Here is a 26,784-nt window from a genome sequence, read left to right on the forward strand (position 1 = left end):
GTCACCTTTTCCCCAAACCAAATTCCGAGTTAAAAATCCTTAACCGAGAAGTATTGGGGGGGGTATGCAACTTGGCGAATAACTGAGAATTCGGAAGCTGCTATTCTTCCTATAAGTACGTCAGAATGCAACACTGTTGGCTGAAGCTGGAAAAACTGTCTGCGTGATTGGTTGATATTCCAAGCAGCTATGAACGTTCCATTTAAAGTTTCTGTAAACTTGCATACCCCCATACCGCCGAGAACTATATTGATTCGTAGTTCAAAATTCAGTATAAACGCTCATGACAAAGCATAAAAAACTTCTTGGGTTAGCATCTCGCGCTGCGGCTTTATTTTTTGCCCTGCTTTTATTATCCGAGTCAACAGCCGCAAGTTTGGGGAGTCATGGGATAAAAATTGCCCAGCAACCAGCGTCTACGCCGTCAGTTCCCTTGAATGCAGAACAGCAAAAGTTATACCAACAGGGTGTAAAACTAGTTGAAGAAGCACAGGAGTTACAGAAGAAGGGGACTAAAGAAGGATATGAACAGGCGATAAATAAATATCAGCAGGCTTTAAAAATTGTCCAGGAATTAAGACTGCTCCAAGATGAATTTGAGATATTGTTTGTTATTGGCACTGCCTACAATTATATTTCTGATCGTAAAAATGCCTTAATATATTTTAATAAAGCATTAGAAATTTCCCGCGAACTTAAAAATAATATTTTGTTAGCAAAAGTTTTTGTTGCTATTGGTGCTGTTTACACTAACACTGATGAACCAGAAAAAGCACTTAATTATTTCCTACAGGCAAAGTCAATATTTTTGCAAAATCAACAGCTTCATGAACTAGCAACGACTTATAAAGGACTTGCTACTGTTCAGCATAAGTTAGGAAATACAAAAGAGGCTCTAGATTTATTAAACAAGGCACTAAAAATTTATCGAGAGACACTAAAAGATTTATCTGGAGAGGCAGACACGCTTTATAGTATTGGCTTTATATATTCAATAGCAGGTGAAAATATAACAGCTATTAATTATTACAATCAAGCCTTAAAAATTCAACGACAAAGAAGAGATTTAAAAAAACAAGCTATATTAATAAGTGATATTGGTGCTCTCCAAGGTGTATTGGGAAACTTTGAAGATGCTCTGAACTCCTTAAAAGAAGCATTAAAACTGCATCAAGAGGCAGGATCTCAATTATCTGACCAAGCTAGTACTCTAACAGATATTGGTTTTTTATATGCTTCAAGGGGAGATTATAAAACAGCAATTTATTACCATCAGCAAGCTAGAAAGCTTTATCAGCAAGCTGGCAATACATATTTAGAATCAACCATTATTCTTGTGATTGCTAATCTTCACACAACTTTTTCGGGAGATTATCAAAAAGCATTAGAATCTCTAGATGAAGCACTTACTCTTCAGGTGAACGATAAGGATGGAAAAGCTTCTACTTTTGACGCAAAAGCTGATATTTATGCATCGCAAGGTGATTACCAATTAGCATTAAATGAGTATAATAATGCTTTGAAAATTTCAAGTTCAATACCAAATCCTAGAATGGAAGCTCGTACCCTTGGAAAAATTGCACTACTTCAACAATCTTTAGGTGACTATAAGTCAAGTATTGATACTTACAGAAAAGTATTAGAAATATACAAACGTTTACCAGATAAGAATGGACAAATTCGGACTTTATTATTGATCAGCATCGTTTATCAAACACAAGAAAAATACGATGAATCACTTCCATTTTATAACCAGGCGCTATCACTATTAAGCAAAGATGATTATCAGTCTGAAATCAGCATACTTCATGGAATGGCGAAAACACATATATATTTGAAAAATTACCATAAGGCATTGGATTTTGCCAATCATGCATTAGCTCTATCACGCCAAAACACTTTTCAAGAAGAAGTTTCTCTCAATATTCTTAGTAGTTTATATCGAGCAAAAGGTGAATACAAAAAATCATTAGATATCTCTCAAAAAATTTTGGCACATTATCGCAAAGTCGGCTTACGCCTTCGAGAAGCTCGAATATTAGGCGATATGAGCATAACTTATGAACGACAAAACAATTATAAACAGGCGATAAATACACTCAATGAGGAACTAAAACTGCGGCGTGAGTTAAAAGATAAAACAGGCGAAGCAAATGCTTTTTATCTAATCGCCATGAATCAACGCAAACTAGGAAACCCTGAAACTGCACTAACCAACATCGAAGCAGCAATTAAAATCATCGAAAATATCCGCAGCAACGTCAAAAACTCAGATTTGCGTACTTCCTACTTCGCCACAGTCCAAAGTTACTATAAATTCAAAATCGACCTATTGATGGAACTGCACAAACAAGACCCATCAAAAGGATACAATGCCCAAGCACTGGAAACAAGCGATCGCTCTCGCGCTAGAGGATTAGTAGAACTGTTAACCGAAGCCCGCGCCAATATCCGCAAAGGTGCAAACCCCGAACTCTTAGCCGAAGAACGCCGCATACAAGCTTTAATTGATGGTAAGGAGAAAGTCAGGTTTGAAATAGTTAACAGCGATAAAATTAAAAACCCCATTTTTAAAGCCAACGCCGAAAAGTTACAAACAGAAATCGAGCAACTTCTCAGCCAACAAAAGCAACTAGAAACCGAAATTCGTCAAACTAGCTCAAAATACGCTAACCTCAAGTATCCCCAACCCCTGACTTTACCGCAAATTCAGCAACAACTTGATAAAGATACCCTGCTATTACAGTATTCCTTAGGTTCCGAACGCAGTTTTCTGTGGGTGGTTTCTCCCAATTCTCTCGATATTTACGAACTTCCCAAAAAAGCCGAGATAGACAAAAGCGCGATTAATTTATTTTGCCTGATTAGCCGAAATAGTTCTAAACCGCCTTCTGTTACTAATCAAGAAAATCCCTGTAAAAACATCAAAAATCAACGCATTGATGTCGCCGCACAGGAACTCAGTCAACTGATTCTCTCACCTGCGAAAGATAAATTAGCTACAAAACGCTTAGTCATTGTTGCTGATGGTGCTTTGCAATATATTCCCTTTGCAGCGTTAGCTGATGTCAATTCTCAACCGAATTCTACACCACAGGAAGAGAAAGAAAAACCCAAAGATGTTGTCTGTTCTACTGCGGGTGGTATTCGTGTCTGTTCGCCAGCCCAGGCGCAGAGTTTAAATTACCAACCTTTATTAGTTAACCACGAAATTGTTAGTTTACCATCCGCAAGTGCGATCGCAATTCAACGCCAAGAACTCGCCACACGTCCACCCGCACCCAAAGCCTTAGCTATCCTCGCAGACCCAGTATACAACGCTACTGATACGCGAGTTACGAACGCCCAAAATAAACAACTCCAAAAGCAAGATTACCTCAACATAGAGCTAGAACAGTCTGCCCTCAAGCGTTCTGCTGATATTCTCAATCGCCAAGGTTGGACGCGACTTTCAGGTACACGCACAGAAGCCCAGACAATTTTTAACCTAGTACCTAAATCTCAAGGCGTGCAACTCTTAGATTTTGCCGCAAATTACACCCAAGCTACTAGCAGTAATCTCAATCAATTCCGAATTTTACATTTTGCTACCCACGGTTTTGTGAATGATGCTAACCCAGAGTTATCAGGTCTTGTGCTGTCTCTGGTAAACGAACAAGGTAAAGACATCCGGGGATATCTGCGGTTAGCAGACTTGTTTAACCTCGATTATCCAGCCGATTTAATTGTTCTCAGCGCTTGCGAAACCGGATTAGGTAAAGAGATTCAAGGTGAAGGCTTGGTAGGCTTGACAAGAGGATTAATGTATGCAGGTGCTGAAAGATTAGTTGTGTCCTTATGGCAAGTTGATGACAAAGGCACATCTGAGTTTATGCAAGAATTTTACCAGCAAATGTGGCAGCACAACAAATCGCCAAATCAAGCATTACGGGCAGCGCAGTTAAAAATGTGGCAACAAGAGAAATGGCGTAATCCCAATTACTGGGCGGCTTTCACCTTCTTGGGTGAATGGAGATAATTGGTAATTGGACGAAACCCAACACCTCAAAACTTGTGGATGTTGGGTTTCACGTTCTCAAACTGCGATCGCTTTCTCATTTCCCAGATTCAGTAAGCAAAATCCATGACAAATTACGAGGCATAGGGTATTCTGACTCCTTCTCATTCTGCTTCCCCAATCAGCGTAAATGCAGACCACTGCAAAGGATTGCTGTATTTATCTTTTGCTGCCAACATTGCTTTTCGTAACGCTGTAGCTTTGTCAAGCCCTTGTTGCAGATTTTGATAAAATTCTGTCATTAAAAATGCCGTAGAGCTATCATCTACAGCCCACAGAGAAACCATAACGCTGGAGACACCGGCGCTAATCAAAGAACGCGATAAACCAATCACACCATCCCCAGTGATCCGGCCTCTGCCAGTATCGCAAGCACTTAAAACCACTAAATCTGCGTTTAGTTTCAAGTTTAAAATTTCTTCCGCAGTCAGCAAACCGTCATCTTTACCGGCAGGAGTTAACGCGATCGCACTTCCCAATCCCCGATCATCATCAAGTAAGCCATGTGTCGCTAAATGAATGAATCGCGCTGACGGCATTTTTTGGGCGATCGCAATTTCTGTGGCTTGACTACCTATGATCGGTTTGGTTTTCAGAAGGGGTGCGATCGCCTGAGCTTCTCGTTCTGCACCCAGCAAAGGCGGTAACTGTATTGGTTTTTCGCCTGCTTTTAAAGCTACACTCGGCATTGTCGGATTACCTACCACCAAAGCTTCACTTCTTCCTATTTTCGCTGACCCATTTTTCAACTTTTGCTGACGTGTTAAACTCAATACCTGAATTGATGGCGCAGTCAGGATAGTGTGCTTTTCAATTAAATATTTATTGTCTGCATCTTGCAGCGCTGGGAAAGGTACTAGAAACAGAGAACCTTGAGGGATAAAGATTACGTGATCGTTAGGATTTTTAGGGAGACTGTCTGCGATCGGTTTAATTAACACCTCATGCAGTTGCTTTAAGCGTTTATTTTGGTTAGTTTTATCTCCACCATTACCAGCAACGACGATACCACCAGCCCGTCCTCTAATATCTACCACACCAATAGAAGTACGAACATCCTCAACTAATTGGGATAGATTTGTATTTGACTTTTGCCACAAAGGTTTAAGGTCACTGCGATGAAATGAAACTTTACCCGTAGGTTTAATCACCCAAATATATAATTCTGATTCTTTGGTTTCTGATTTACCTGCAATTTTGAATTCATCACCAACAATTGAATATTGGACAAGGGTAGCATTTTGTGATTTGGCAATTTGTTTAATCTCAGCAATATTTGGTGTAGTAAGGAATTGTTGTTTGGGATCAGCATATAACCGCGAAGTAAGTAACTCTACAAATGCACGTCCCCGTCCGCTTTCAGCTATTTCTAAAGCTGCATCAGTTTTATTCTGAGCAATGAGAACTTGTTGTAAAGTGCGATAGGTGTTACTTTGCGTTTCAAAAATCGAGACTTTCTCACCATCCTTTAAATCTCGACCTCGAAGAGATTCTTTAACTTTTAAGCTTTCTCTTAGTGTACTTTCAGCTAAAGTGAGATTGCCTTGTTTGTAGAAAGCAAATCCTAGATTATTTAGTGCAAGACTCTCACTGTGACGGTCTTGAATTTGGCGTGCGATCACCAACCATTGTTGTAAGTACTCAATGGCTTGTTTGTAGTCTCCCAAGTAACCGTAAGCAACACCGAGATTTCCTAGTGATAGACCCTCACCTTGACGATCTTGAATTTCTCGTGCAATCGCCAACCATTGTTGTATATACTCAATGGCTTGTTTGTAGTCTCCCAAGTAACCGTAAGCAAGACCAAGATTTCCCAGCGATTCACTCTCGCTTTGACGGTCTTGAATTTGACGTGCAATTGCCAAGAATTGTTGTATGTACTCAATGGCTTTTTTGTAATCTCCCAAAGAAAGGTAGGCAAGACCAAGATTTCCCAGTACCTTAGCCTCACCTTGACGAGCTTGAATTTGGCGTGCGATCACCAAGCTTTGTTGTAGGTACTCAATAGCTTTAGGGTAGTCCCCTAAATAAACGTAGGCAAGACCGAGATTCGAGAGTGCTCCACCCTCACTTTGACGGTCTTGAATTTGGCGTGCGATCGCCAAGCTTTGTTGTAGGTACTCAATGGCTTTTTTGTAATCTCCCAAGGAAAGGTAGGCAAGACCGAGATTTCCCAGTACCTTAGCCTCACTATTACGATCTTGAATTGAGCGTGCGATCGCCAAGCCTTGTTGTAGGTACTCAATAGCTTTAGGGTAGTCTCCTAAATAAACGTAGGCAAGACCTAGATTCGAGAGTGCTACACCCTCACTTTGACGGTCTTTGATTTCTCTTGCGATCGCCAATAGTTGTTGTAGATACTCAATAGCTTTGGGGTATTTTCCCAAAGAAAGGTAGGCAAGACCGAGATTTCCTAGTGACTTACCCTCACCTTCACGGTCTTTAATTTCCTGTGCTATGGACAAGCTTTGTTGTAGGTACTCAATAGCTTTAGGGTAGTCTCCTAAATAAACGTAGGCAAGACCGAGATTCAAGAGTGCTGCACCTTCACTTTGACGGTCTTTGATTTCCCGTGCGATCGCTAATACTTGTTGTTGGTATTCAATAGCTTTGGGGTAGTCTCCCAAAGAAAGGTAGGCAAGACCGAGATTCAAGAGTGCTTTACCCTCACTTTGACGGTTTTTAATTTCGCGGTAAATAGAAAGTGCTTGCTGCCAAGACTGCAATGCTGCTGTAAACTGACTCGTTTGAAACTGCTTAATACCTTGCTGCAACAATCGGTCTGCTTCCGCTTTTCGTGCATCTGCTGTTTGCGCCAAAACCCGCGATGCTGTTGCGATCGGCAAATTGAAAACAGAAGAAGTCGAAACCACAGCCAACAAACAAACAAAAATGCCTAACCCAATCTTATAAGAACGCATTGTTATTACCCTACACAATTAAGGCAAACCCACCAGTGTAAACATTGCCCAATCTTGAGGATTAGGATGTTGTTTCATCGTCACCAACATCGCTTGACGCAACGCCGCCGCTTTATCAGGATTTTTACTTAAAATACTATGAAACTCAGTCATTAATGTCGCCGTTGGTTCATCAGGAATATTGCCCAGCGTCGCAATCACACTATTAGCACCCGCCACAAAAAACGCCCGCGATAACCCAATGACACCATCACCTGTGATTTTTCCTAAAGCCGAATCACAACTACTCAAAACCACCAAGTCGGCTTTTAACTTCAGCTTGCTAACTTCACTACCTGTTAACCAACCATCATCTTGACTAGAAGGTGCAAACGCCAGTAAACCAGGAATTTCTAGAGATTTACCCAAAAATCCCGTTGTTGCCAAATGAATAATCCTAGCGCTGGACATTCCCTTAACAACAGCAGTTTCAGTTGCCGCATCCCCTATCAAAGCCTGGGTATTATAGATACTGGCAATATTTTTGGCTTCCTTTTCTGCACCAGGCAATGGCGATAACTTGCTAAATTGCTCACCAGGATTCATGGGTTTAGTTGGCATGGTAGGATTACCAACAATCAGCACATCTTGAGTAGCAGTTGTATTTGCAGTACGTCGTTTTGCCAGTAAATCCAAAACTTGAATTGACGGTGCGTTAGAAATAGTATGTTTCTCAATTAAATATTTATTATTTTCATCTTGTAGCGCTGCAAAAGGCACAAGAAATAATTTATCTTGAGGAATAAAAATTACTCTAGAATCTGGGTTAGTTGGTAATAAATCAGCAATAGGCTGAATCAGTAATTGATGTAATTGTTTCCAGGTTAATGCAGAAGGATTTTTAGGGGTCTTGGATGTTATGATTCCGCCTTTATCTCGCTCAGTTATACTGCCATTACTAGCTTGAATTTGCTGAATCAAATTTGCCAGATTAGTCTGATTTTTCTTTTGCCAAGCTTGTACATCAACCCGGCGAAAAGCAATTTCACCAGTAGGCGAAATTACCCAAACTACCAATTCTGATGCTTGAGTTTGTCTTTTACCATTAACATCAGAATTTTCGCTTAAACTTAAAACTGTATATTGCACAATTGTAGCGTTTTGATTTTTAGCAACTTGCTTAATTTCCTCAACCTTTGGCGGAGCGACATTTTTTGTTGGTAAACTCTGCACTAATAAATCAACTAAACCCCGATTTCTACTGCGTTCTTCAACTTCTAACGCTGCTGTGGATTGATTTTGAACAATGAGCGACTTCAGCAGTTGTTGAGAAACTGGTGTTTGCTTTTCTAATGACGATTTTTCTAATGCTAGAGTCAAACTTAAAGGCAAAGTTAGGCAAGTAGTAAAGCTAATAAATGCCAGAGCTAATTTTAATTGCATATCTCCTATTTCTCACTAATTTTATGTAAGTTTTATCGATGATTTTAAAACTATTTTTTGTAAGCCAAACCAATCTAATTTACATCCATAAAGCCTATAAATATTGTGGGATTGGCATCTTGCCTGCCCAAATAATGTAAATTAAATATAGAATAGCCTATTATTACAAATAGTAATAAAGCCCCATAACTCATTAATGGTGTGTTGTCTGGTAGCGCAACACACCAGAAATTAAACTAATTTGTAATTCGTAATTATACCCCAATAAGTAAATTACGAATCAGAATTCAGGAGTCAGAAGAGTTAAATAATGAGGAGAAACATTTGATAAATAAATTTACCAATCTACTAGATTACCTCTAAATTCTGAGTTTTGACTTCTGACTTCTAGATGCTGAATTCTTACAATTACGGATTACGAATTACAAATTAATTACGCATTCCGTATCCGTTCTAAAGCATCAAGAGACTTTTGAGCAAGTTCTTTTTCTCCAGCTTTTTGGAAAACGTTTGCTGCTGTTTGCAAATCGGAAATTGCTAGTTGCTTACTTCCTAAAGCATAATTAGACATACCCCGGAATAAATACGCATAACCAATATTAGAATCCAGATTAAGAGTTTGGTCAAAATCAGATTTAGCTTCCTGGTATTGCTTTAAACTGAAGTAAGCAAACCCTCTACCAAGATAAGCGTATGGGTGATTAGGTGCTGTCTGAATTGCTTGGTTAAATGCTTGAATAGCTCCTCGATAATCATCCTTTTCTAACAATGCAAATCCTTGCTCTAGATAAGATTTTGGGTTATTATTCTCATCTCTAGCTTGCGTAAAATTAGATTCAACTTGCAACTTTTCTGCTTGTGGTTTTAACTCTATGCTGGGTAAGTTTTGAGCATTAGCCTTGGGAGTACAAACCATTAAACCGAATAAAATCATTCCTGAAGCTAAAACTTTGAATCCTTTCATTTTTAATTCTCCAATTAAATACATGACAAACAGTGTTGAATATGGATGAGAAATTCTTATTTCTCATAAAATGGTTGTAGATACACCTTGATATCGACTTTGTTACCTATGCATTACCCTTAGCTTTGGTTGACTATATATAGTTCTCAGCCCAGTAGGGGGTATGCAGTTTTGAAAATTGAAATTGTTTCACTTTTCTGTTTATCTATATCTCTGGCGGCTGAGGGGGTATGCAAAAATTCATCCCAATTCAAAATCTAAAATCTAAAATCTAAAATGGTATAACAAAGCCCACTTACCCCTTCAGGAAAGCTAGAGGTTAAAGGTGGGCTGGGTATCAACTTTCAGATGGCGGACGGAGTGTGGGGTGCGTGACTACTTATCCTCACATAACTGCTTTAACAAATCTTTTGTCTGGGAAGGTAACTCTTTGGCAAGATTAGGAACCGAATACACTTGCTGCAATACATCAGACCATAACTCATGTTTAGCAAAAAAATCTGCTTTTTCTAGAGCAATTGTTTTCTCATCTGCACCTTGGGTTTGCAATCGCTGTTCCAAAGCCTTCAGTTCATCAGTTATTTGCTGACGTTCTTGTGTACCCATCACTTGAAACTTTGCAACTATAGTGGGATTTTCACCAAGAAATCCTTTCCAATCATAGCTGCTCCCTGGTTGTAGTGCTTGTTCTCCTTGATAAACTGCCAATGTTTCTGGATTAGTAACTTTTTGATGCCAAAAATTTTTCTGATTGCGTGCTTTTGACACAGCAATTTCCTTTAAATTACCCTGCCATATAAACATGGGGTTAGTACTATAAATTTTTCCATTAGGAGTAATCAGACATAAACCTTCTTGGGGACGCGAAATTGGACGCTGTTTTTTCTTGCCTATTAACCAGTCAAAAATACCTGTCCAAGATACTACCTGTGATTTGGTTTGCCCGATGGTTATCTCTGGACTAATTAACAACGCAGCTACAACAGAACTTGATAATAAACCTGCCAAAATTAACAAGCGAATTCCAAGTATTTTATTAAGCATTTTTCTTCCTCAATCCTGATAATATATACATCCAGAAAGTAGCAGATGGTAAAAATAAAGGTACTAAAAGGCTGAGAGTTATGTAGATTTGCATTGATATCAATGCATAAATTAGATTACCACCAATAAGTAAAGCAATAAATAAATGACTACTGCGTTTACTCTGCTGATTTTGCAACAGAAATAATTTTGTTCCTTTGCCTAACAATATTGCCATACCAATTATCCACAAATCAGGAATGGGGATAATCAGGTGTTGTTTAATCAAGTTCTGAATCATGTAAGCGTTAATTTCTACCCCTGCCATCTCTTGCAACAAGCCAGTTGTGGGATTTTGTATTCGCCAATAAGCTACCCCCAGTGGTAGGGGAAAAATATCGCTATGATCATCTGATAATCCCGAATCTTTATATCCAGCCGCACCAATTAATACAACTTGCTGTTGGAAATTTTCTGGCTTGAGAGTTGTATTGTTCTTTAAATAATTACCTGCATTAATTACCTGATAAACTTGATTAGGTGGTAGGGAATAGTCAATAATTGGATATAACCAAGCTTGTCCAAAATATTCAGAAAATCTACTAACTGTTGACAAACGTAATTTGCGTATTTTTTGACTCAAAGATAAATTTTTGGGAGTCTCATTCAGATATTTAATTAAATCTGTACGTAAATCAGGATTTCGCCAAGATTGTGGTTGTGGCAGATTTGCAGGTAATTTTTCTTGATTTATCCCAGATACTAAGGTTATTAAATAGGTAAATGGACAACTTTGTATACAATCTTGATTTGTATTTACTAATGATAGATGTCCTTGATGGTGATCGACATAACCTTGCAGAGTTTGATTAAGATTAGCAACGCTTTTATTTACACCCTGTTCTTGATTATCATCATTCAACATTGAGCCAAAGATAAACCATGTACCATTTTGGTTAATAGAATTGACTACAGATTTAGCTAGAATCTTATCTTCATCTGTGATTCTGTCAAACAGATAGTCTATAGCAATAACCTTGGCATTATCTTTAGTTAGTTTATCAATTAATCGCGCAAAATAACTCCGGTCAAGAGGATTAAATTTATTAGCTTTAGTATTAACTTCATTCAATGATTTTTCATCAATATGAATCAGCAAAACTGGTGGTGTATTGCCTTTTGGTACTTGTTGAGTCACATCTCTATACACTGCTTGCATACCAATTTGTAGGTCGATTACAGCTTGCCGTACAGGAGTAATCAGACTTAAAATAACTATTGTTCCTAATGCCACAGTTTCACGGCTTGTCGGTAGCCATTGCTGAATTTTATGCTTAATACCATTTGGTTGTAAACGGAATAATTCGGCGTTGGGATGACGAAATAAAGAAGGAATTAGGTAAGCACTAGGATAGGTAAGATTTTTTTCAACTTTGAGATAATCACTTGCGGTTAATAATGCTTCGTGAACATCTTGATATTCTTTCAACGCATTTAAAAATTGCACAAAAAATTCCCCAGCTACGCGATTATGTATTTTTTCGCGCATAATTGCAACTTGACTTAAGCCTAAATCTATTAATTTATTCGCAATACTTAAACCATCGCAGGAATTAAATATAGCGAATTTTAAACCATTATTAATAGCAGTTGTCAATGGCTTTTCAATTTCACTTAAAGATATGCTGACATTAGGCGCAATTGATATTTGACCTCCAGTAAAAGTAGTTTCATTACTATGTCCCGCAAAAAATAGCATATCCCAGCTTTGAGCAGTCAGAGTGGTAATTATTTCATCTTTCCAATTATTAATATCTTTCTGTTTGTCCCAACGAATTGATTTAACTTTAACATTGGCGACTTTTTCGAGTGATGATATAGCACGAGATTCGTCTGCGAAACTTAACCCAGTATCATCACCAAAAATAGCTAAAATTTTAGCTTTTCTAGAAATTTTGGGAAAGGAGTTGGTTACTTCTTGCCTAACATTCAGTGGTTGACGTACAATCCGTAGTTTGCCAGATGTTAATTCTGTGCTGATTTCCCATGCTTCCCAAGGTAAATATTCTAATTCCGGAGAGTTACAACTAATAAAAATATTAATATTGCTGGCAGCATTAGCCTTTAATTCATTGTTGTAATTCTCTACGGCTTGCTTACTAATTTTTGTCCGAATCTCATATAATTTTTCACTACGCAACCATTGATGAAACTCATATAAAAGTTTAGCTTCTGCTTGTACTAATTGAGCCTGCCAATCAACAGGAGGTGGCATAACCATCCCCTTATTTATGACTTTACCTCGCAATTGGTTACTGTAAAAATTAATATAAATTTTCTGCCATTGTTCATGGTCAGCGATAATATTTTCTGGATAACTAATTTCAGATGTAATGTGCTGACCTTGACCCCAGGATAGTTCAAATAAACAGGTTTTCTCAACTTTTTGAATTTTTAAATAAAAATTAGTCACGTCGCTTTGCTCCGAATTTAAAATACCCTGCCTTAAGGCTTACGCCTACAAAATTCAAATCATCGCTATAACTAAGTGAAGGGGTTGTATCCTTTTCGTTTAAACATAGTCTGTGGCGCATTGCTTCATCCTTCAGCATCTGTGTAAATACTCTTAGTTCTCAGCGATGAGGGGGTATGCAGTTTTGGCGGCTAAAGATATTGTCGAGTATTTACCTGAGTAAAAATGCTGAAGATTTCGTGAATTTATGGAGAAAATCCTCAAAGTGCTGGAAAATAGTGTTAAACAGTTATACTCAAAGCACAGCAGCAATTAGGCATATCTATATCAGCCTCAATCTTGCAGTGCCGTGCTATTTGAGTGTATTGTTGCTGAAGTGCGATCGCGCAAAGCTATTGTTGTAGGGGTGGGTTTAACCGACATATCTGTTAGAAGCGTGAATATTTCACAAAATCCGCCCATACAGACAGTGAACCGTCAGCCGTCAACAACTTGAATGTTCCCAGTTTCCTGTTTACCTTGTTATATCAAAGCCAAACGGTGGTAGTGTAACCTCTACATCATCACCTAAACTGGTAGTCACAATAAACTTCTCATCCCAATTGCCAACTAAACAAGTATATAAATACCAATTGCGCTGTTGTGGATTCACACTCTGTTCTAGCAAAACCCCAGTTTTATCGCTGACTCGAAACTTGAAATTTTCTGGTAAGGTATTTGGGGAAGGCGCACCTAAAATTAACAGCAAATTCCAGGAATTGGGTTCAGTTAATGTCGATGAATTCCACCCAATTGCATACAATCTTAGAGGAATTCCGGCTAGGAGAAAACTCTGATATCCACTCCTAGCCGCTAAAGGGATTTCTAGACCTTGTGTTTGCAATTGTGATGTTATCGCCTCTAATTCCTCGGCTGGACTGCGGATTTCTCTTAAAGGTGAAAATCTTGGTAATAGCGTCCAAGCTAGTGATTCCCCAATTTCGTCTAATTCATCCCATAACCAGCGTCCTACATTAATAGCTGGTTGTGTAATTAATTTAATTAAATCTCTTGTGGATGCTTGCAATAAAGTTGTATGGGCGGTGGTGGTTTGTGTCTGGTATTCTTCTATATTTAGACTACTAGTTTGTAGTTGGTATATCCAATCAAGTAATTCAGGAGAAGTTAAAACTACACATCCCTGTTGCCAATTTAAGATTTCCCAAAGTTCTATTTCTGGGTCTTGTAATTGCCACAGTAATGTTGATAATTCACTTTCTTGCGCTGCTAATGTTTGCTGGCGATTATTTGGTATGGCTGGTAAGCTAATCGCCTCTGGTTGTAAAGTTCGTAAATACAGTAACAAGCGGTTTGGGTCGTTGTCAAACCAAGTTAAAGGTATTTCATAATTCCAATCTGCTTGAGGAGATACTGTCTGTACATTATTAATATTTTCTATTAATTGTGGATAGGAGATAAATCCCCTAACAACGCCAAATTCTTGTGATTCTAAAACTTCTACAAATACATAAAAGTGGGGAACGAATTCGGGGATATCTACGACTAATCTAGATAAAGGTATTTGTTCATCCCAGGAATTACCTATGGTAATTAGACAAACTTTAAAATTACCAACTTGTAAATTGGCAACAGTAGGAATGACATTAGCTAAAGCTGGTTTGGTAATTGTACAATCTTGCCAATTAACAATCAGGTTATCATCACGCTCTTGTAGCCATTTTTTAAAGACAAATAACGCTAAAGCATTTAAATAAGTTTGCCATTGACGCCCATCATCAGGAATTGGGCGACTAAATTCTATAGCTTGATGCATCTCTTCAGCATCAAGGCTAATGGCTTCAGTCGGTAAACGTTCAAATTCAAATGACATGGGTAAAGTATTCATAATGTTGCAAAAAGTAAATAATTGTAGAAACGTGATTCATCGCCTCTGTAATCAAGAATTGGTAAAATTGGGGTTTAATTGTTGACAAAGCCGTTGAGAAAAATGACTCATTTTTCCCTGGCTCTGCATACTTAATGCTTCAGTTTCTGCTTGCTTGATTAAACTTGTAATTTGTTCGTTTAGGATATCGGTAATTTGTCGATCTAAGTTAGCAAGACGCTCTGGTGTAGAATATTCTTGTGCTAGTTGGATGACGGCTGCTTTTAACTTTTGCAATGTTTTATGCTCGACATCAGCACGAAATTCTTTAAGTTTCAATAATCGAGTGACTTGATATTGAGCATTTAAGCCTAATTGTTGAGATATCGCATTCATGGATAGCCTCTGACAATGGAATAATTGCAGTGCTAGCAAAAATTGATTAGATTTCTCTGCATCTTTTTTATTTAGCTTGTTTACTCGTGATTGTGTGACTTCAGCTAAGGCTAAATCTAAACAATGCAAGATTTGGTTTCTATATAATTTTAAAAATATTTCTTCATCATTATTATCTGTCATCAGATTGTCAGAATCTGGTGCGGGGATTTGCTCAATTAAAGCAAAGTTTTCATTTAACTGCACATCTAAAGATTCTGTGGTTAAGAAACCACTTCTAACATGAATTCTATATTGTCGCAGCTTATCTGCTAAATTTTGGAGTTGTCGCATCACATTTTCAGGAGATAAGCGAGATATATTTTTTTGCTGGATTTTTGATTCTAATAATTGAGCCATTTTTGCTAATTGCTCAGTGGTGGGTGGTGGACATTTGCTGCGGTTTCCCTGGGCTAGTTGTTGCCAGCGTTCAGTACGATATACTTTGTGATAAGCAGCGAGTAATTTTTGGGCTTGCTCAATTTCTTTGGGTGTGAGGTAATGAAATTCGCCTAAAATTTTGGCTAATTGTTGAGGTTTGGTATCATTCAAAATTGCCCAGTCTCTCACTAAATACAATCCGCATTCTAAAAGAAATTTTTCTAGTTCATTATGCTGTTTTACCTTGCGGCTTACCCAAGTAGTCAGCAGGCTTTTTTCGGGGTCAAAAGTTTGTAAAACTTCTCGCCCAAAGGATTGATATTTAGTAGCTGGTTCTAAACTATCATCGTCATCCAAAACATAACGAAATAAATCGCGCTCAGTAAATCCGTGAAAATCCCCAAATTGGCGGGCGAGGTGTAAACAAGCTTGTTGAATTTGCCAGGATATAAAACAGAGTAAACAGCGTTGTGCTAGTAAGCTTGGCTGTGTGGCAGCATTGCGAGATAATTCTAGTAAGCGCTGCTGTATGATTGTGTCTGAGATTTCATCGATATTTGGTAAGTCTGCAAAGGTGGTAGTAAAAAAAGACTTGGCGTTTTCCAGTTCTGGGAATTTGAGATTCCCTGTGCCATCTAGGGTTACTAATGTCCAGTATTTTAACTTGCTCATTGGTAAATTTGTGTTTTTAATTATTAGTTGTTAATTGTCTCATCTCCCCTGGATTCGAGCCGTTATTGTTTCTTAACTCTCGGCGGGTTGGGGATATGCAGTTTTTGGGCGGGTAGTCAGGTGATTTTTTTGTAAAGTTTCGGCTTGGGGTTGAGGGTTGGATATAGGTTTTAAGTTAAGTCCCGAAATTCCGCCTGTCCCGATATATCGCCGTCACCCTAGAAGGGTGCGGCTAATTGAACAAGAGCTTACCTCCGTGGGCTAAGAAAATTCAGCCCACGAAGGTGGGCTTTGATAGCGTGAGCCAGTGGCTTATAGCCTGCGGGCGATATGTCGGGTAAGTGAGAAAACAATGTAGATCACCATTGAAAAATCATACTCACCATTCGCCAACGGTATCTCAAACTTGCATACCCCCCACCCTGCTTAGAAGTATGTAAAAGTAAGCCATCAAATCACGGAGGTATTGGGGAGCATCCCACTTTTTTACCTGTCATTGCGAGCGAAGCGTTCGCGTTAGCGTCTCGAAGAGAAGCAATCGCAAAGGATGGGATTGCTTCATTCCGCTTCGCTCCATTCGCAATGACAAACAAAATAACGGGGGTATTGCGGTTAATTTATGCCAAAACTTAGCCAAATTCATCAAATCTTTAGCATTTTTACTGAGCTAAAAAGCATAACCTAATTACTTAAGCCCCATCCACTCTTAACTTCATAATTCATCATTCCTCATGCGTTTTCACAAAATTGCTCTAAGTTTCCTCGCCCTAGTTATCGCCACAGCTTCCACACCGATAAATTTCAGCCTTTGGGGAACGCCAGGAGATTTACGAGTACTGGCGCAAACACCACAAGCTAAGAAAGCCGAAGCTGATAGATTGTTGGATCAAGGAGTTCAGCAGTTTCAAACCAGTCAATTTGAAGCTGCATTGCGATCGTGGCAACAAGCACTGATTATTTATCGAGAAATCAAAGACCGTCAAGGAGAGGGTGCGGCGCTGGGTAATCTCGGTAATGCTTACCATGCATTGGGAGACTACCCAAAAGCCATTGAGTACCAGCAGCAGAGATTAGCGATCGCCCGAGAAATTAAAGACCGATTAGGGGAGGGTGCGGCGCTGGGTAATCTCGGTCTTGCTTACTTTTCTTTGGGAGACTACCCAAAAGCGATTGAGTACCACTCAAAAAGTTTAGCGATCGCCCGGGAAATTCAAGATAGATTAGGCGAGGGTACGGCGCTGGGTAATCTCGGTAGTGCTTACTATGCTTTGGGAGACTACCCAAAAGCGATTGAGTACCACCAGCAGAGATTAGCGATCGCCCGAGAAATTAAAGATAGATTAGGGGAGGGACAGTCACTGGGTAATCTCGGTATTGCTTACGATGCATTGGGAGACTACCCAAAAGCCATTGAGTACCAGCAGCAGCACTTAGCGATCGCCCGGGAAATTAAAGACCGATTAGGGGAGGGAAAGTCACTGGGTAATCTCGGTCTTGCTTACTATTCTTTGGGAGACTACCCAAAAGCGATTGAGTACCACCAGCAGCACTTAGCGATCGCCCGGGAAATTAGAGATAGATTAGGTGAGGGACAGTCCCTGGGTAATCTCGGTATTGCTTACGATGCATTGGGAGACTACCCAAAAGCCATTGAGTACCATCAGCAGAGATTAGCGATCGCCCGGGAAATTAAAGATAGATTAGGTGAGGGACAGTCCCTGGGTAATCTCGGTCTTGTTTACCGTGCATTGGAAGACTACCCAAAAGCCATTGAGTACCATCAGCAGAGATTAGCGATCGCCCGGGAAATTAAAGATAGATTAGGGGAGGGAATTTCTTTAAACAATCTAGGAAATGCTTTCTACAAACAAGGAAATTTCCGCGCCGCAGAGAAAACCCTGTATGAGGGAATTAAGGTTTGGGAATCTCTGCGAGATAAAAAGTTAGCTGATACTAACAAAGTTTCTTTTTTTGACACCCAAAGCAGCACCTACAGAATTTTACAAGAAGTCCTAATTGCCCAAAATAAAACTGATGCGGCTTTAGAAATTGCCGAACGCGGTCGTGCTAGGGCGTTTGTTGAGTTGTTAGCATCTCGTGTATCTACTAATAATAAACAGGCGGATAAATCACCGCAAGCACCGACAATTGCCCAGATTAAACAAATTGCTAAACAGCAAAATGCTACTCTCGTGCAATATTCTATTATTTATGATGAATTCAAAGGAGCAGGTAAAGAACAATTCAAAGAATCAGACCTCTATATTTGGGTTGTCAAACCGAATGGTGAAATCACATTCCGCAAAGCTGACCTCAAACCCCTATGGCAAAAAGATAATACAACTTTAGATAAATTAGTGAATCAAAGCCGTCTAGGTATTGGTGTGGTTAGAGGTGGGCGTGCTGGCGGTATTATCTCCCAAGTCAATCCTGATGCTGCAAACTTGAAAAAGCCATTACAAAAACTGCATGAAATTTTAATTAAAGATATCGCTGATTTATTACCAAAAAATCCTAATGATAGAGTTATTTTCATTCCTCAAGGTTCTTTATTTCTTGCGCCCTTCCCAGCTTTGCGAGATGAACAAGGTAAATATTTAATTGAAAAACATACCATTCTCACCGCCCCAGCTATTCAGGTGTTAGATTTTACTCATCAATTAGTGGCAGGGAGACAAACTAATTATAATAACGCCTTAATTGTCGGTAATCCTACTATGCCTTTAGTGTCTACGGAACCTAACAAACCTGCAACACGGTTAGATCCACTACCAGGGGCGGAACTGGAAGCAAAGACGATTGCTAAGATGTTGAAAACTCAGGCGATTCTGGGTAAAGAGGCGACGAAAGCTAATATATTGCAACGCTTATCAACAGTTGATGTGATTCATCTTGCTACACACGGTTGGGCTGATGATAACCGGGGTTTGGGTAGCTGGATTGCTTTTGCACCATCGGGTAATGATGATGGTTTACTCAAGGCTGAGGAAATTTTAGATTTAAAAATCAAGGCTCAGTTAGTCGTTCTCAGTGCTTGTGAAACGGGGAAAGGGCAACTTTCGGGTGATGGGGTGATTGGGTTGTCGCGTTCGTTGATTTTGGCGGGTGTTCCGAGTGTGTTGGTGTCGCTGTGGCAAGTACCGGATGAACCGACACAATATTTAATGGTGGAGTTTTATAAGAGTTTGCAAACTCAGCCTGATAAAGCGTTGGCTTTGCGTCAGGCGATGTTGAAGACGAAGGAGAAGTTTCCGAACCCTGTGAATTGGGCGGCGTTTACGTTGATTGGGGAACGGTAATTCGTAATTCGTAATTCGTAATTCGTAATTCGTAATTCGTAATTCGTAATTCGTAATTGGTCATTTGTCATTTGTCATTGGTCATTATTTAGGGAATCTCTAATATCGATAGATTTTTTGTGAGGAGACGGGGTTTTGCTTTGTCCCGATAATATATTCTAGAGGGCATGGCAGTGCCAGTGCCCCTACAATCTGTTTTTTTTGCTGAAAATGCGCTGGCTTTATCATTTACAGATATTGAGGACTAATTTTTAGATTTTTGGTAAAGAGAAAAGGCGATTTCCTTCTCGTTTATCGAAATCAAGTACTCGTTTTCTTGTTTTAGGTAAGCAAAAAGCCATTTCACCTTCTCGTTAAGCCTTAACGCTTTCTCATTTTGGTGTTTTCCGCAAGTAAAATACCATTTCATCTACTCATTAAGCCTTAACGCTTACTCATTTCGGTAAATCACGCACTCATTTTAGTGTTTTCCGCAAGTAATAAGCCTTATCGCTTACTCATTTCGGTATATCGCGCAATCATTTTAGTGTTTTCCGCAGCTAAAAAGGTATATTGCTGGCTCAAAAATTGCGATGTTTGACAATAAGCGGCTGTGTAGTTACGCTTTGTTGTTTTTTGCGATGCCTAGGTTGGGCTACGCCTACGCATTTGTTCTCAAAACAAATTGGGTAATTGAAAAACACTAATAAATCATAGATTTCGCTTCGGGGCATGGCATTGCCCGTACGTGTCAACTTAACGTGAAACCCGCTTGGTGGAAAGGTTTTGCCCTCACCCCCAGCCCCTCTCCCTGTGGGAGAGGGGAGCCTGAGATTCAATTCCCCTTCTCCCTAGGGAGAAGGGGTTAGGGGATGAGGGCGAGAGGGTTTTGCACAACGCTTGCCCGATATAGCTTTCGGCTTAAGTTGACACCAATGGGCATTGCCATGCCCCTACCTGCTTACCTTATTTATCGGAAATACGCTGTATATCTAACGTAAAATATTGATGAGTTCTCTTTTAGAAGCAATATTAAAGCAAGCTCAAGGTTTGTCACGAGAGGAACAGCTGGAGTTAATTCAACATTTAACAGAGCAAGTATCTACCCAGTCAGAAACTCCAGCCAAACCAAAGCGTAAAGTGACTGAGTTTTATGGAGTTGTACCTAATTTATTATCGGGGATGGATGCTCAAGTTTGGGTTGACCAACTGCGTTCGGAGTGGGATGAACGTAAAGTTTTAGGTGCATTGGAAATTTGAAAATGTTTTTCTAACTGCATACCCCCTCACCCTTCAGAGATAAGTATCTCCAACACCAAAATTGGAGAAATCTTTGTGAAACGTTTGCTTTCTAGCGTTGTACTTACTAGCTATATTTTGGGTATTGCTAGCGTGGCTATCCTACCTCTGCAACGGCAAGTTACCGCACAAGTACAGAAAAATAATGAGCTTTTTTACACATTTTACGGTCAAAAAATTCCCTTGTCTGTGCGTCAAGATACTGTAGCTGTGGCTTTTAAACCAGTTAGGACAAGGGGAAAAGCTCTGTTTCAACAATTACAAGATGATTTACGCTCTGGTAGGGGAGGCGTTCGGGATCTGAGTCAAAGTAGTGGTGTTAATGTAGAAGTCAATCCTTTGGGTGCTAATTTTGCTTTAGTCAAACTACCCACATCAACCCGTAATTCTGTCACCAATTTACAACAGCTAATTCAAAAGCAACCTTATGTCCAAGAAACTTTACCTGTATTGACTCGCACCACGGGAGATAGTAATTCTGGATCAAAGCAACAAACGATTGTGCTACCAAATGAAATTATCGTCAACTTTGAACCAGGACTTTCTGATAGTCAAAAACAGTTAATTTTAGTCCGCAATAATCTAGAAGTTGTCAGACAGCTACGTTTTAGTAAAAATCATTATGTAGTACGTCCTAAATCAGTTTCTGGGACAGCAGTTTTATCTATCGCCAATCAATTAACGGATATGGCGGGAATCCAATCAGCGACTCCGAATTTTATTCAGACTACATCTTATCAAACTCTGGCGGCGAATTCATTAACGGAAACTCCCAACGCCAAAGCAAATCTGCAAAGTTTACTCGCTACTTTACCTCAACCTAAAGACACACCCCAGACTACATCTTTACTTCCTTTACAGTGGCATCTCAACAGTACACCTCGGCGCGGTCAATTTCTCCCTCGTACTGATATCCGCGCTACAGAAGCTTGGAAAAACAGCAATGGCGGACGGGATGTGGTTGTAGCAGTAATTGATAGTGTGATTCAATGGGATCATCCAGATTTAGCTAAGAATCTCTACAATTCTGGCAATAGCCCCGATAAATTACCCAATGAACAATACGGTTGGGATTTTTCTAGCGGTAAAGAAGGTGATGCAGATACGCGCCTTGGATCTGATGAATTAGCAACTGTGCAAGCTCATTTTCAAAACACCTTTGTACTTTCATCTGAGGAATTACTGAAAAAATATGCCAGTCTTGCTGAAGCATTAAAGCAGAGATTTCCTAATGCTTCCTCTGGTCAAATTGTACTCTACATCAAAAATTATATTCGCAATGAAATCGCCGCAGAATTTCACGGAACTTGGAGTGCGGGTGTGATTGCGGCAAATTCTGAAGATAAATCTGGTGTGTTGGGTGTTGCGCCTCATGCCAAAATTCTCCCAGTGCGGGTATTTGGCTTGGGCGGTAAGATTGACTCAGCATCTTTGATTGAAGCTATAGGTTATTCTAACGCCCGTGGTGCAGATATCATTAATATGAGTTTGGGTGGCTTATTACCAGATGAAGGTTTGACCGAGCAAATTTTTGATGTGCTGGATAATAACCCCAAATTAGTAATTGTGGCTTCCGCAGGTAACGAGAATTTAGACGGCGTGAGTTTCCCGGCGGCGATTCCTGGGGTAATCTCAGTAGGAGCGACAAACGTTGTCGGAAATCGCACCGCTTACAGCAGCTACGGTGGTGGTTTACAAGTTGTCGCTCCTGGTGGAGATTTAACAAATGCTGCTAGTGGAGGGATTTTAACGACTGGCGGAACTTTCCTTGATGGTTTCTGGCAAGGAATGAAGGTGCCAGATTATGCTTGGGGTGTGGCTTTAGATCCCTTGGGTAAATACGTACAAGTTCAGGGTACTTCCTTCTCTGCGCCAGTGGTGTCGGGTGTGGTGGCGTTGATGAAAGGGGAAGATGGACAACGGCGCTTAAATCGAGAGGGGATTGTGAAAATTCTCAAATCTACTGCCAGTTACAATGGCTTAACGCTGAGTAAAGGTGATATCAATCGCTACCGCTTACAAGCAGATGTGGGGTTTGGTGCAGCCGGGGATTTTCCATATGTGCGTCCTTCTGGGGTGTTTGGTAAGGCTAAACCTGTGTCAGCAGAACAGTATTATTTCGGTAGTGGGTTGATTAATGCTGAGGCGGCTGTGGCTCAAGTGAAGCGGTAATTTGTAATTCGTAATTCGTAATTTGGAATTTTTGCGAAGCGATCGCATTCAGTCGCTACTTCTTGAATATGGCGATCGCACATGTATGAGTAAAGTGCGATCGCAATAAAAGTGCATATCCCCACCCTGCTCAGAAATATATAAAAGTAAGCCAGCAAATAACGCTAGTTTTGCGGTTAATTTATGCCAAAATTTCGCCAAATTTACCCAATATGTAGCATTTTTACAAGCTAAAAAGCTTAAATTAATTACTTAAGCCCCTTAATTTCCCCGTCTAATCCTAACTTCATCCTTCAGTATGCGTTTTCCTAACATTGGTATAAGTTTCCTCGCCCTAGTTATCGCTACGGCTTCCACTCCCATAACTTTAAGCCTTTCCTCCTCACCAGGAGAGTTACGAGTTCTGGCGCAAACAACAGCTGACCGCAAAGCCGAAGCAGAAAGACTTCTGCAACAAGGTCGTGAGCAGTATCAAATCAGTCAATTAGAAGCAGCATTACAGTCTTGGCAACAAGCGCTGATTATATTTCGAGAAATCAAAGACCGTAAAGGTGAGGGAAAATCTCTGAACAATCTGGGAAATGTCTACTATGAGCAGGGAAATTACCCCAAGGCGATTGATTACTACCAGCAGAGTTTGGCGATCACACGGGAGATTAAAGACCAAAAGGGAGAAGTGAATGCTTTAGGCAATCTGGGAATTAATTACGATGCACTGGGAGATTACCTTAAAGCTATTGAGTACCAAGAGCAGAGTTTGAAACTCGCACGGGAAATCAAAGACAGGAAAGCGGAAGGGCAATCTTTAGGGGATCTGGGAAATTCTTACTATTCTTTGGGAGACTACACTAAGGCTATTGATTACCATCAGCAGAGTTTAAAAATCGCACGGGAAATTAACAACCGACAAGGGGAAGGGGATGCTGTCAACAATTTAGGAAATACCTATCAATCTCTAGGAAAATACACCCAGGCTATTGATTATTACAAGCAGAGTTTAGCATTTGCGCGGGAAATTAAAGACCGCAAAGGACAGGGGACTGCTCTCAACAATCTAGGAAATTCTTACACTTCTTTGGGAGACTATCCCAAAGCAATTGAGTACCTGGAGCAGAGTTTGAAGCTTGCACGAGAAATCAAAAACCGAAACGGCCAGGGGAATGCTCTCAACAATTTGGGAAATGCCTATCAAGCTCTAGGAAAATACACCCAGGCGATTGATTATTATCAGCAGAGTTTGGAGATCGTGCGGGACATCAAAGACCGAAACGGGGAAGGGAAAGTTCTCAACAATTTGGGAAGGACTTACCGCGCTCTGGGAGACTACAATAAAGCCATTGATTATTATCAGCAGAGCTTGGTAATCAGCCGTGAAATCAAAGACCGAAACGGCGTGGGAGTTGCTCTCAACAATTTGGGAATTACTTACTATGCTTTGGGAGACTACACCAAAGCCATTGATTACCTGCAACAGAGTTTGCTAATCAGCCGTGAAATCAAAAACCGAAACGGAGAGGGAAATACTTTAGGTAATTTGGGAAATACCTACCATGCTTTGGGAGATTACCCTAAAGCCATTGATTACCACCGACAGCATTTGGCGATCGCACAAGAAATTAAAGACCGAAACGGTGAGGGGAAAGGTCTAGGCAATTTGGGAAATGCCTACTATGCTTTGGGAGACTACGCCAAAGGCATTGATTATCACCAGCAGAATTTGGCGATCGCTCGTGAAATTAAAGACCGAAACGGAGAGGGAAATGCTCTGGGTAATCTAGGAATTATCTACCATATTTTGGGAAACTACGCCAAAGCCATTGATTACCACCGCCAGCATTTAGCGATCGCACGGGAAATCAAAGACCGAAACGGAGAAGGGAAGGCTCTAAGCAATCTGGGAAATACCTACCATGCTTTGGGAGATTACCCTAAAGCCATTGATTACCACCGCCAGCATTTGGCGATCGCACGGGAAATCAAAGACCGAAATGGAGAGGGATCTGCTCTGGGTAATCTGGGAAATGCCTACCATGCTTTAGGAGACTACGCCAAAGCGATTGATTACCATCGCCAGCATTTGGCGATCGCTCGTGAAATTCAAGACCGAAACGGAGAAGGGACTGCTCTGGGCAATTTGGGAATGGCTTACCGTGTGCTGGGAGACTACCCCAAAGCGATTGATTATCATCAGCAGTATTTGGCGATCGCACGGGAAATCAAAGACCTTTCAGGAGAAGGAAGAAGTCTAAATAATTTAGGATTTGCTTTCTACAAACAAGGCAATTTCCAAGAGGCTAAAAAAACTCTCTATGCTGGCATTACAGTTTGGGAATCTCTCCGGGAAAGATTAGGTAAAAATGATAGCTACAAAATCTCAATTTTTGAGGAACAAGCTAAGACTTACCGCACACTGCAACAAGTCCTGATTGCTCAGGGTAAAACTCAAGAAGCTTTAGAAATTTCTGAGCGAGGGCGTAGTAGGGCATTTATTGAGTTATTGACTTCACGTTTGTCTAGCAAAAGTACAAGTCAAAATCAAGAATTTCCTGTTGATAAACCTACATTATCCTTGCTACAACAAATCGCCAAACAACAAAAAGCGACACTGGTTGAATATTCAATTATTTATGATGAATTTAAGATTCAGGGTAAACCAGAAACCAAAGAATCAGAACTCTACATTTGGGTAATCAAACCCACAGGTGAAGTTACCTTTCGCAAAGCTGACCTGAAACCTTTATGGCAAAAAGATAATATAACTTTAAATGAATTAGTCACCAAAAGTCGTGAGTCAATCGGTGTCATAGGTCGTGGGATTACAGTAACTCACAACCCCAATCCGACTAAAGTAAAACAGCGCTTTCAAAAGCTGCACGAATTACTCATTAATCCTATTGCTGACTTGCTACCAAAAAATCCTGATGAGCGAGTCACATTTATACCGCAATCATCTTTATTCCTTGTCCCCTTCGCAGCTTTACAAGATCAGCAAGGTAAATATTTAATTGAAAAACACACTATCCTCACTGCCCCAGCAATTCAAGTATTAGATTTAACTCACAAACAACGGCAGAAAGTTTCTGGTAATCAAGCTTTAGTCGTGGGTAACCCAATTATGCCTAAAGTTGCTCCTTCTATTGGAAAAGTAGCGCAACAACTTTCTACTTTACCAGGTGCGGAAAAAGAAGCAAAAGAAATAGCGCAACTGTTAAATACCAAAGCCATCACAGGTAAAGAAGCAACCAAAGCCGCATTTATTCAAAAATTACCCCAAGCGAGATTTATTCATCTAGCTACCCACGGCTTACTTGATGATTTTAAAGGTTTGGGTGTCCCCGGTGCTGTGGCTCTCGCCCCTGATGGTAAAGATAACGGCTTGCTGACTGCAAATGAAATTTTAGATTTAAACATCAACGCCGAATTAGTTGTATTAAGTGCTTGCGATACCGCACAAGGTAAACTTACAGGAGATGGTGTTATTGGTTTATCTCGCGCCTTAATTTCTGCGGGTGCGCCAAGTGTGATTGTTACATTATGGTCAATTCCCGATAGTCCTTCGGCATTATTGATGGGGGAATTTTACCGCCAGTTACAGAAAAATCCTGATAAAGCACAGGCGTTGCGTCAAGCAATGTTGGTGACGATGAAACAGCATCCTCATCCTAGCGCTTGGGCTGCATTTACTTTGATTGGGGAAGCGAAGTAAGCGCTCTGGCATTGTCAGTCGGTGCAATTCAATTGCAGATATAACAAAGCGATCGCATCTCCTCAAATTTCTCAAACATTAGGGTGTGTCATAATTCTGCGATCGTACAGAACTATA

The 26,784-nt window shown here is 40.1% G+C and carries 14 protein-coding genes; 6 read left to right on the forward strand and 8 right to left on the reverse strand.

Annotated features, from left to right (window positions below; genetic code table 11):
- Positions 1-283 precede the first annotated feature (283 nt).
- Positions 284-4,018, forward strand: coding sequence for a CHAT domain-containing tetratricopeptide repeat protein (locus HGR01_RS38475; protein ID WP_045873632.1), 3,735 nt, complete (start codon positions 284-286; stop codon positions 4,016-4,018).
- 143 nt (positions 4,019-4,161) lie between these two features.
- Here the strand turns inward: HGR01_RS38475 and HGR01_RS38480 are convergent, their stop codons facing one another.
- The 5 genes from HGR01_RS38480 to HGR01_RS38500 all read right to left on the reverse strand — a co-directional run bounded on the left by HGR01_RS38480 (position 4,162) and on the right by HGR01_RS38500 (position 12,860).
- A complete protein-coding gene (locus HGR01_RS38480) occupies positions 4,162-6,978 on the reverse strand; it encodes a CHAT domain-containing tetratricopeptide repeat protein (protein ID WP_045873631.1) in 2,817 nt (938 codons plus the stop codon).
- Between the two features lie 18 nt (positions 6,979-6,996).
- The gene (locus tag HGR01_RS38485; RefSeq protein WP_052335385.1) at positions 6,997-8,400 is read right to left on the reverse strand and encodes a CHAT domain-containing protein; all 1,404 of its coding nucleotides are present in this window, start codon (positions 8,398-8,400) and stop codon (positions 6,997-6,999) included.
- 433 nt (positions 8,401-8,833) lie between these two features.
- Entirely contained in the window at positions 8,834-9,364 is a 531-nt protein-coding gene (locus HGR01_RS38490) for a tetratricopeptide repeat protein (protein ID WP_045873682.1), read from the reverse strand.
- 375 nt (positions 9,365-9,739) lie between these two features.
- On the reverse strand, positions 9,740-10,408 hold the full coding sequence (locus HGR01_RS38495) for a hypothetical protein (RefSeq protein WP_052335383.1): 669 nt from the start codon (positions 10,406-10,408) through the stop codon (positions 9,740-9,742).
- On the reverse strand, positions 10,401-12,860 hold the full coding sequence (locus tag HGR01_RS38500; RefSeq protein ID WP_045873630.1) for a CHASE2 domain-containing protein: 2,460 nt from the start codon (positions 12,858-12,860) through the stop codon (positions 10,401-10,403). Before HGR01_RS38500 ends, HGR01_RS38495 begins: the two co-directional genes overlap by 8 nt.
- Before the next feature lie 349 nt (positions 12,861-13,209).
- Here HGR01_RS38500 and HGR01_RS38505 point away from each other — a divergent pair, with 349 nt between their 5' ends.
- Entirely contained in the window at positions 13,210-13,356 is a 147-nt protein-coding gene (locus HGR01_RS38505) for a hypothetical protein (RefSeq protein WP_155539587.1), read from the forward strand.
- 18 nt (positions 13,357-13,374) lie between these two features.
- Here HGR01_RS38505 and HGR01_RS38510 read toward each other — a convergent pair whose 3' ends face one another.
- Together HGR01_RS38510 and HGR01_RS38515 are read right to left on the reverse strand one after the other, a co-directional pair.
- Positions 13,375-14,745, reverse strand: a complete 1,371-nt coding sequence (locus HGR01_RS38510) for a DUF1822 family protein (protein ID WP_045873629.1) — start codon at positions 14,743-14,745, stop codon at positions 13,375-13,377.
- 51 nt (positions 14,746-14,796) lie between these two features.
- Positions 14,797-16,212 (reverse strand): hypothetical protein, encoded by a 1,416-nt coding sequence (locus HGR01_RS38515; protein WP_045873628.1) that lies wholly within the window; start codon positions 16,210-16,212, stop codon positions 14,797-14,799.
- Between the two features lie 731 nt (positions 16,213-16,943).
- Between HGR01_RS38515 and HGR01_RS38520 the strand changes: the two genes are divergently transcribed.
- The 3 genes from HGR01_RS38520 (at position 16,944) to HGR01_RS38530 (ending at position 22,961) form a co-directional block, all read left to right on the forward strand.
- Positions 16,944-19,511: a CHAT domain-containing protein gene (locus HGR01_RS38520; protein WP_045873627.1), complete on the forward strand. Its 2,568-nt coding sequence runs from the start codon at positions 16,944-16,946 to the stop codon at positions 19,509-19,511.
- Between the two features lie 987 nt (positions 19,512-20,498).
- Entirely contained in the window at positions 20,499-20,750 is a 252-nt protein-coding gene (locus tag HGR01_RS38525) for a hypothetical protein (protein WP_045873626.1), read from the forward strand.
- Between the two features lie 75 nt (positions 20,751-20,825).
- Positions 20,826-22,961, forward strand: a complete 2,136-nt coding sequence (locus tag HGR01_RS38530) for a S8 family peptidase (protein WP_045873625.1) — start codon at positions 20,826-20,828, stop codon at positions 22,959-22,961.
- Here HGR01_RS38530 and HGR01_RS38535 read toward each other — a convergent pair.
- Positions 22,946-23,086 carry a hypothetical protein gene (locus HGR01_RS38535; protein WP_155539585.1) on the reverse strand — a complete coding sequence of 47 codons (141 nt, stop codon included), beginning with the start codon at positions 23,084-23,086 and terminating at the stop codon, positions 22,946-22,948. The genes HGR01_RS38530 and HGR01_RS38535 overlap by 16 nt on opposite strands.
- 173 nt (positions 23,087-23,259) lie before the next feature.
- Here HGR01_RS38535 and HGR01_RS38540 point away from each other — a divergent pair, with 173 nt between their 5' ends.
- Positions 23,260-26,667, forward strand: coding sequence for a CHAT domain-containing protein (locus HGR01_RS38540; protein ID WP_045873624.1), 3,408 nt, complete (start codon positions 23,260-23,262; stop codon positions 26,665-26,667).
- The last annotated feature ends 117 nt before the right edge of the window (positions 26,668-26,784 follow it).

The organism is Tolypothrix sp. PCC 7712, assembly GCF_025860405.1.
Taxonomy (GTDB): domain Bacteria; phylum Cyanobacteriota; class Cyanobacteriia; order Cyanobacteriales; family Nostocaceae; genus Aulosira; species Aulosira diplosiphon.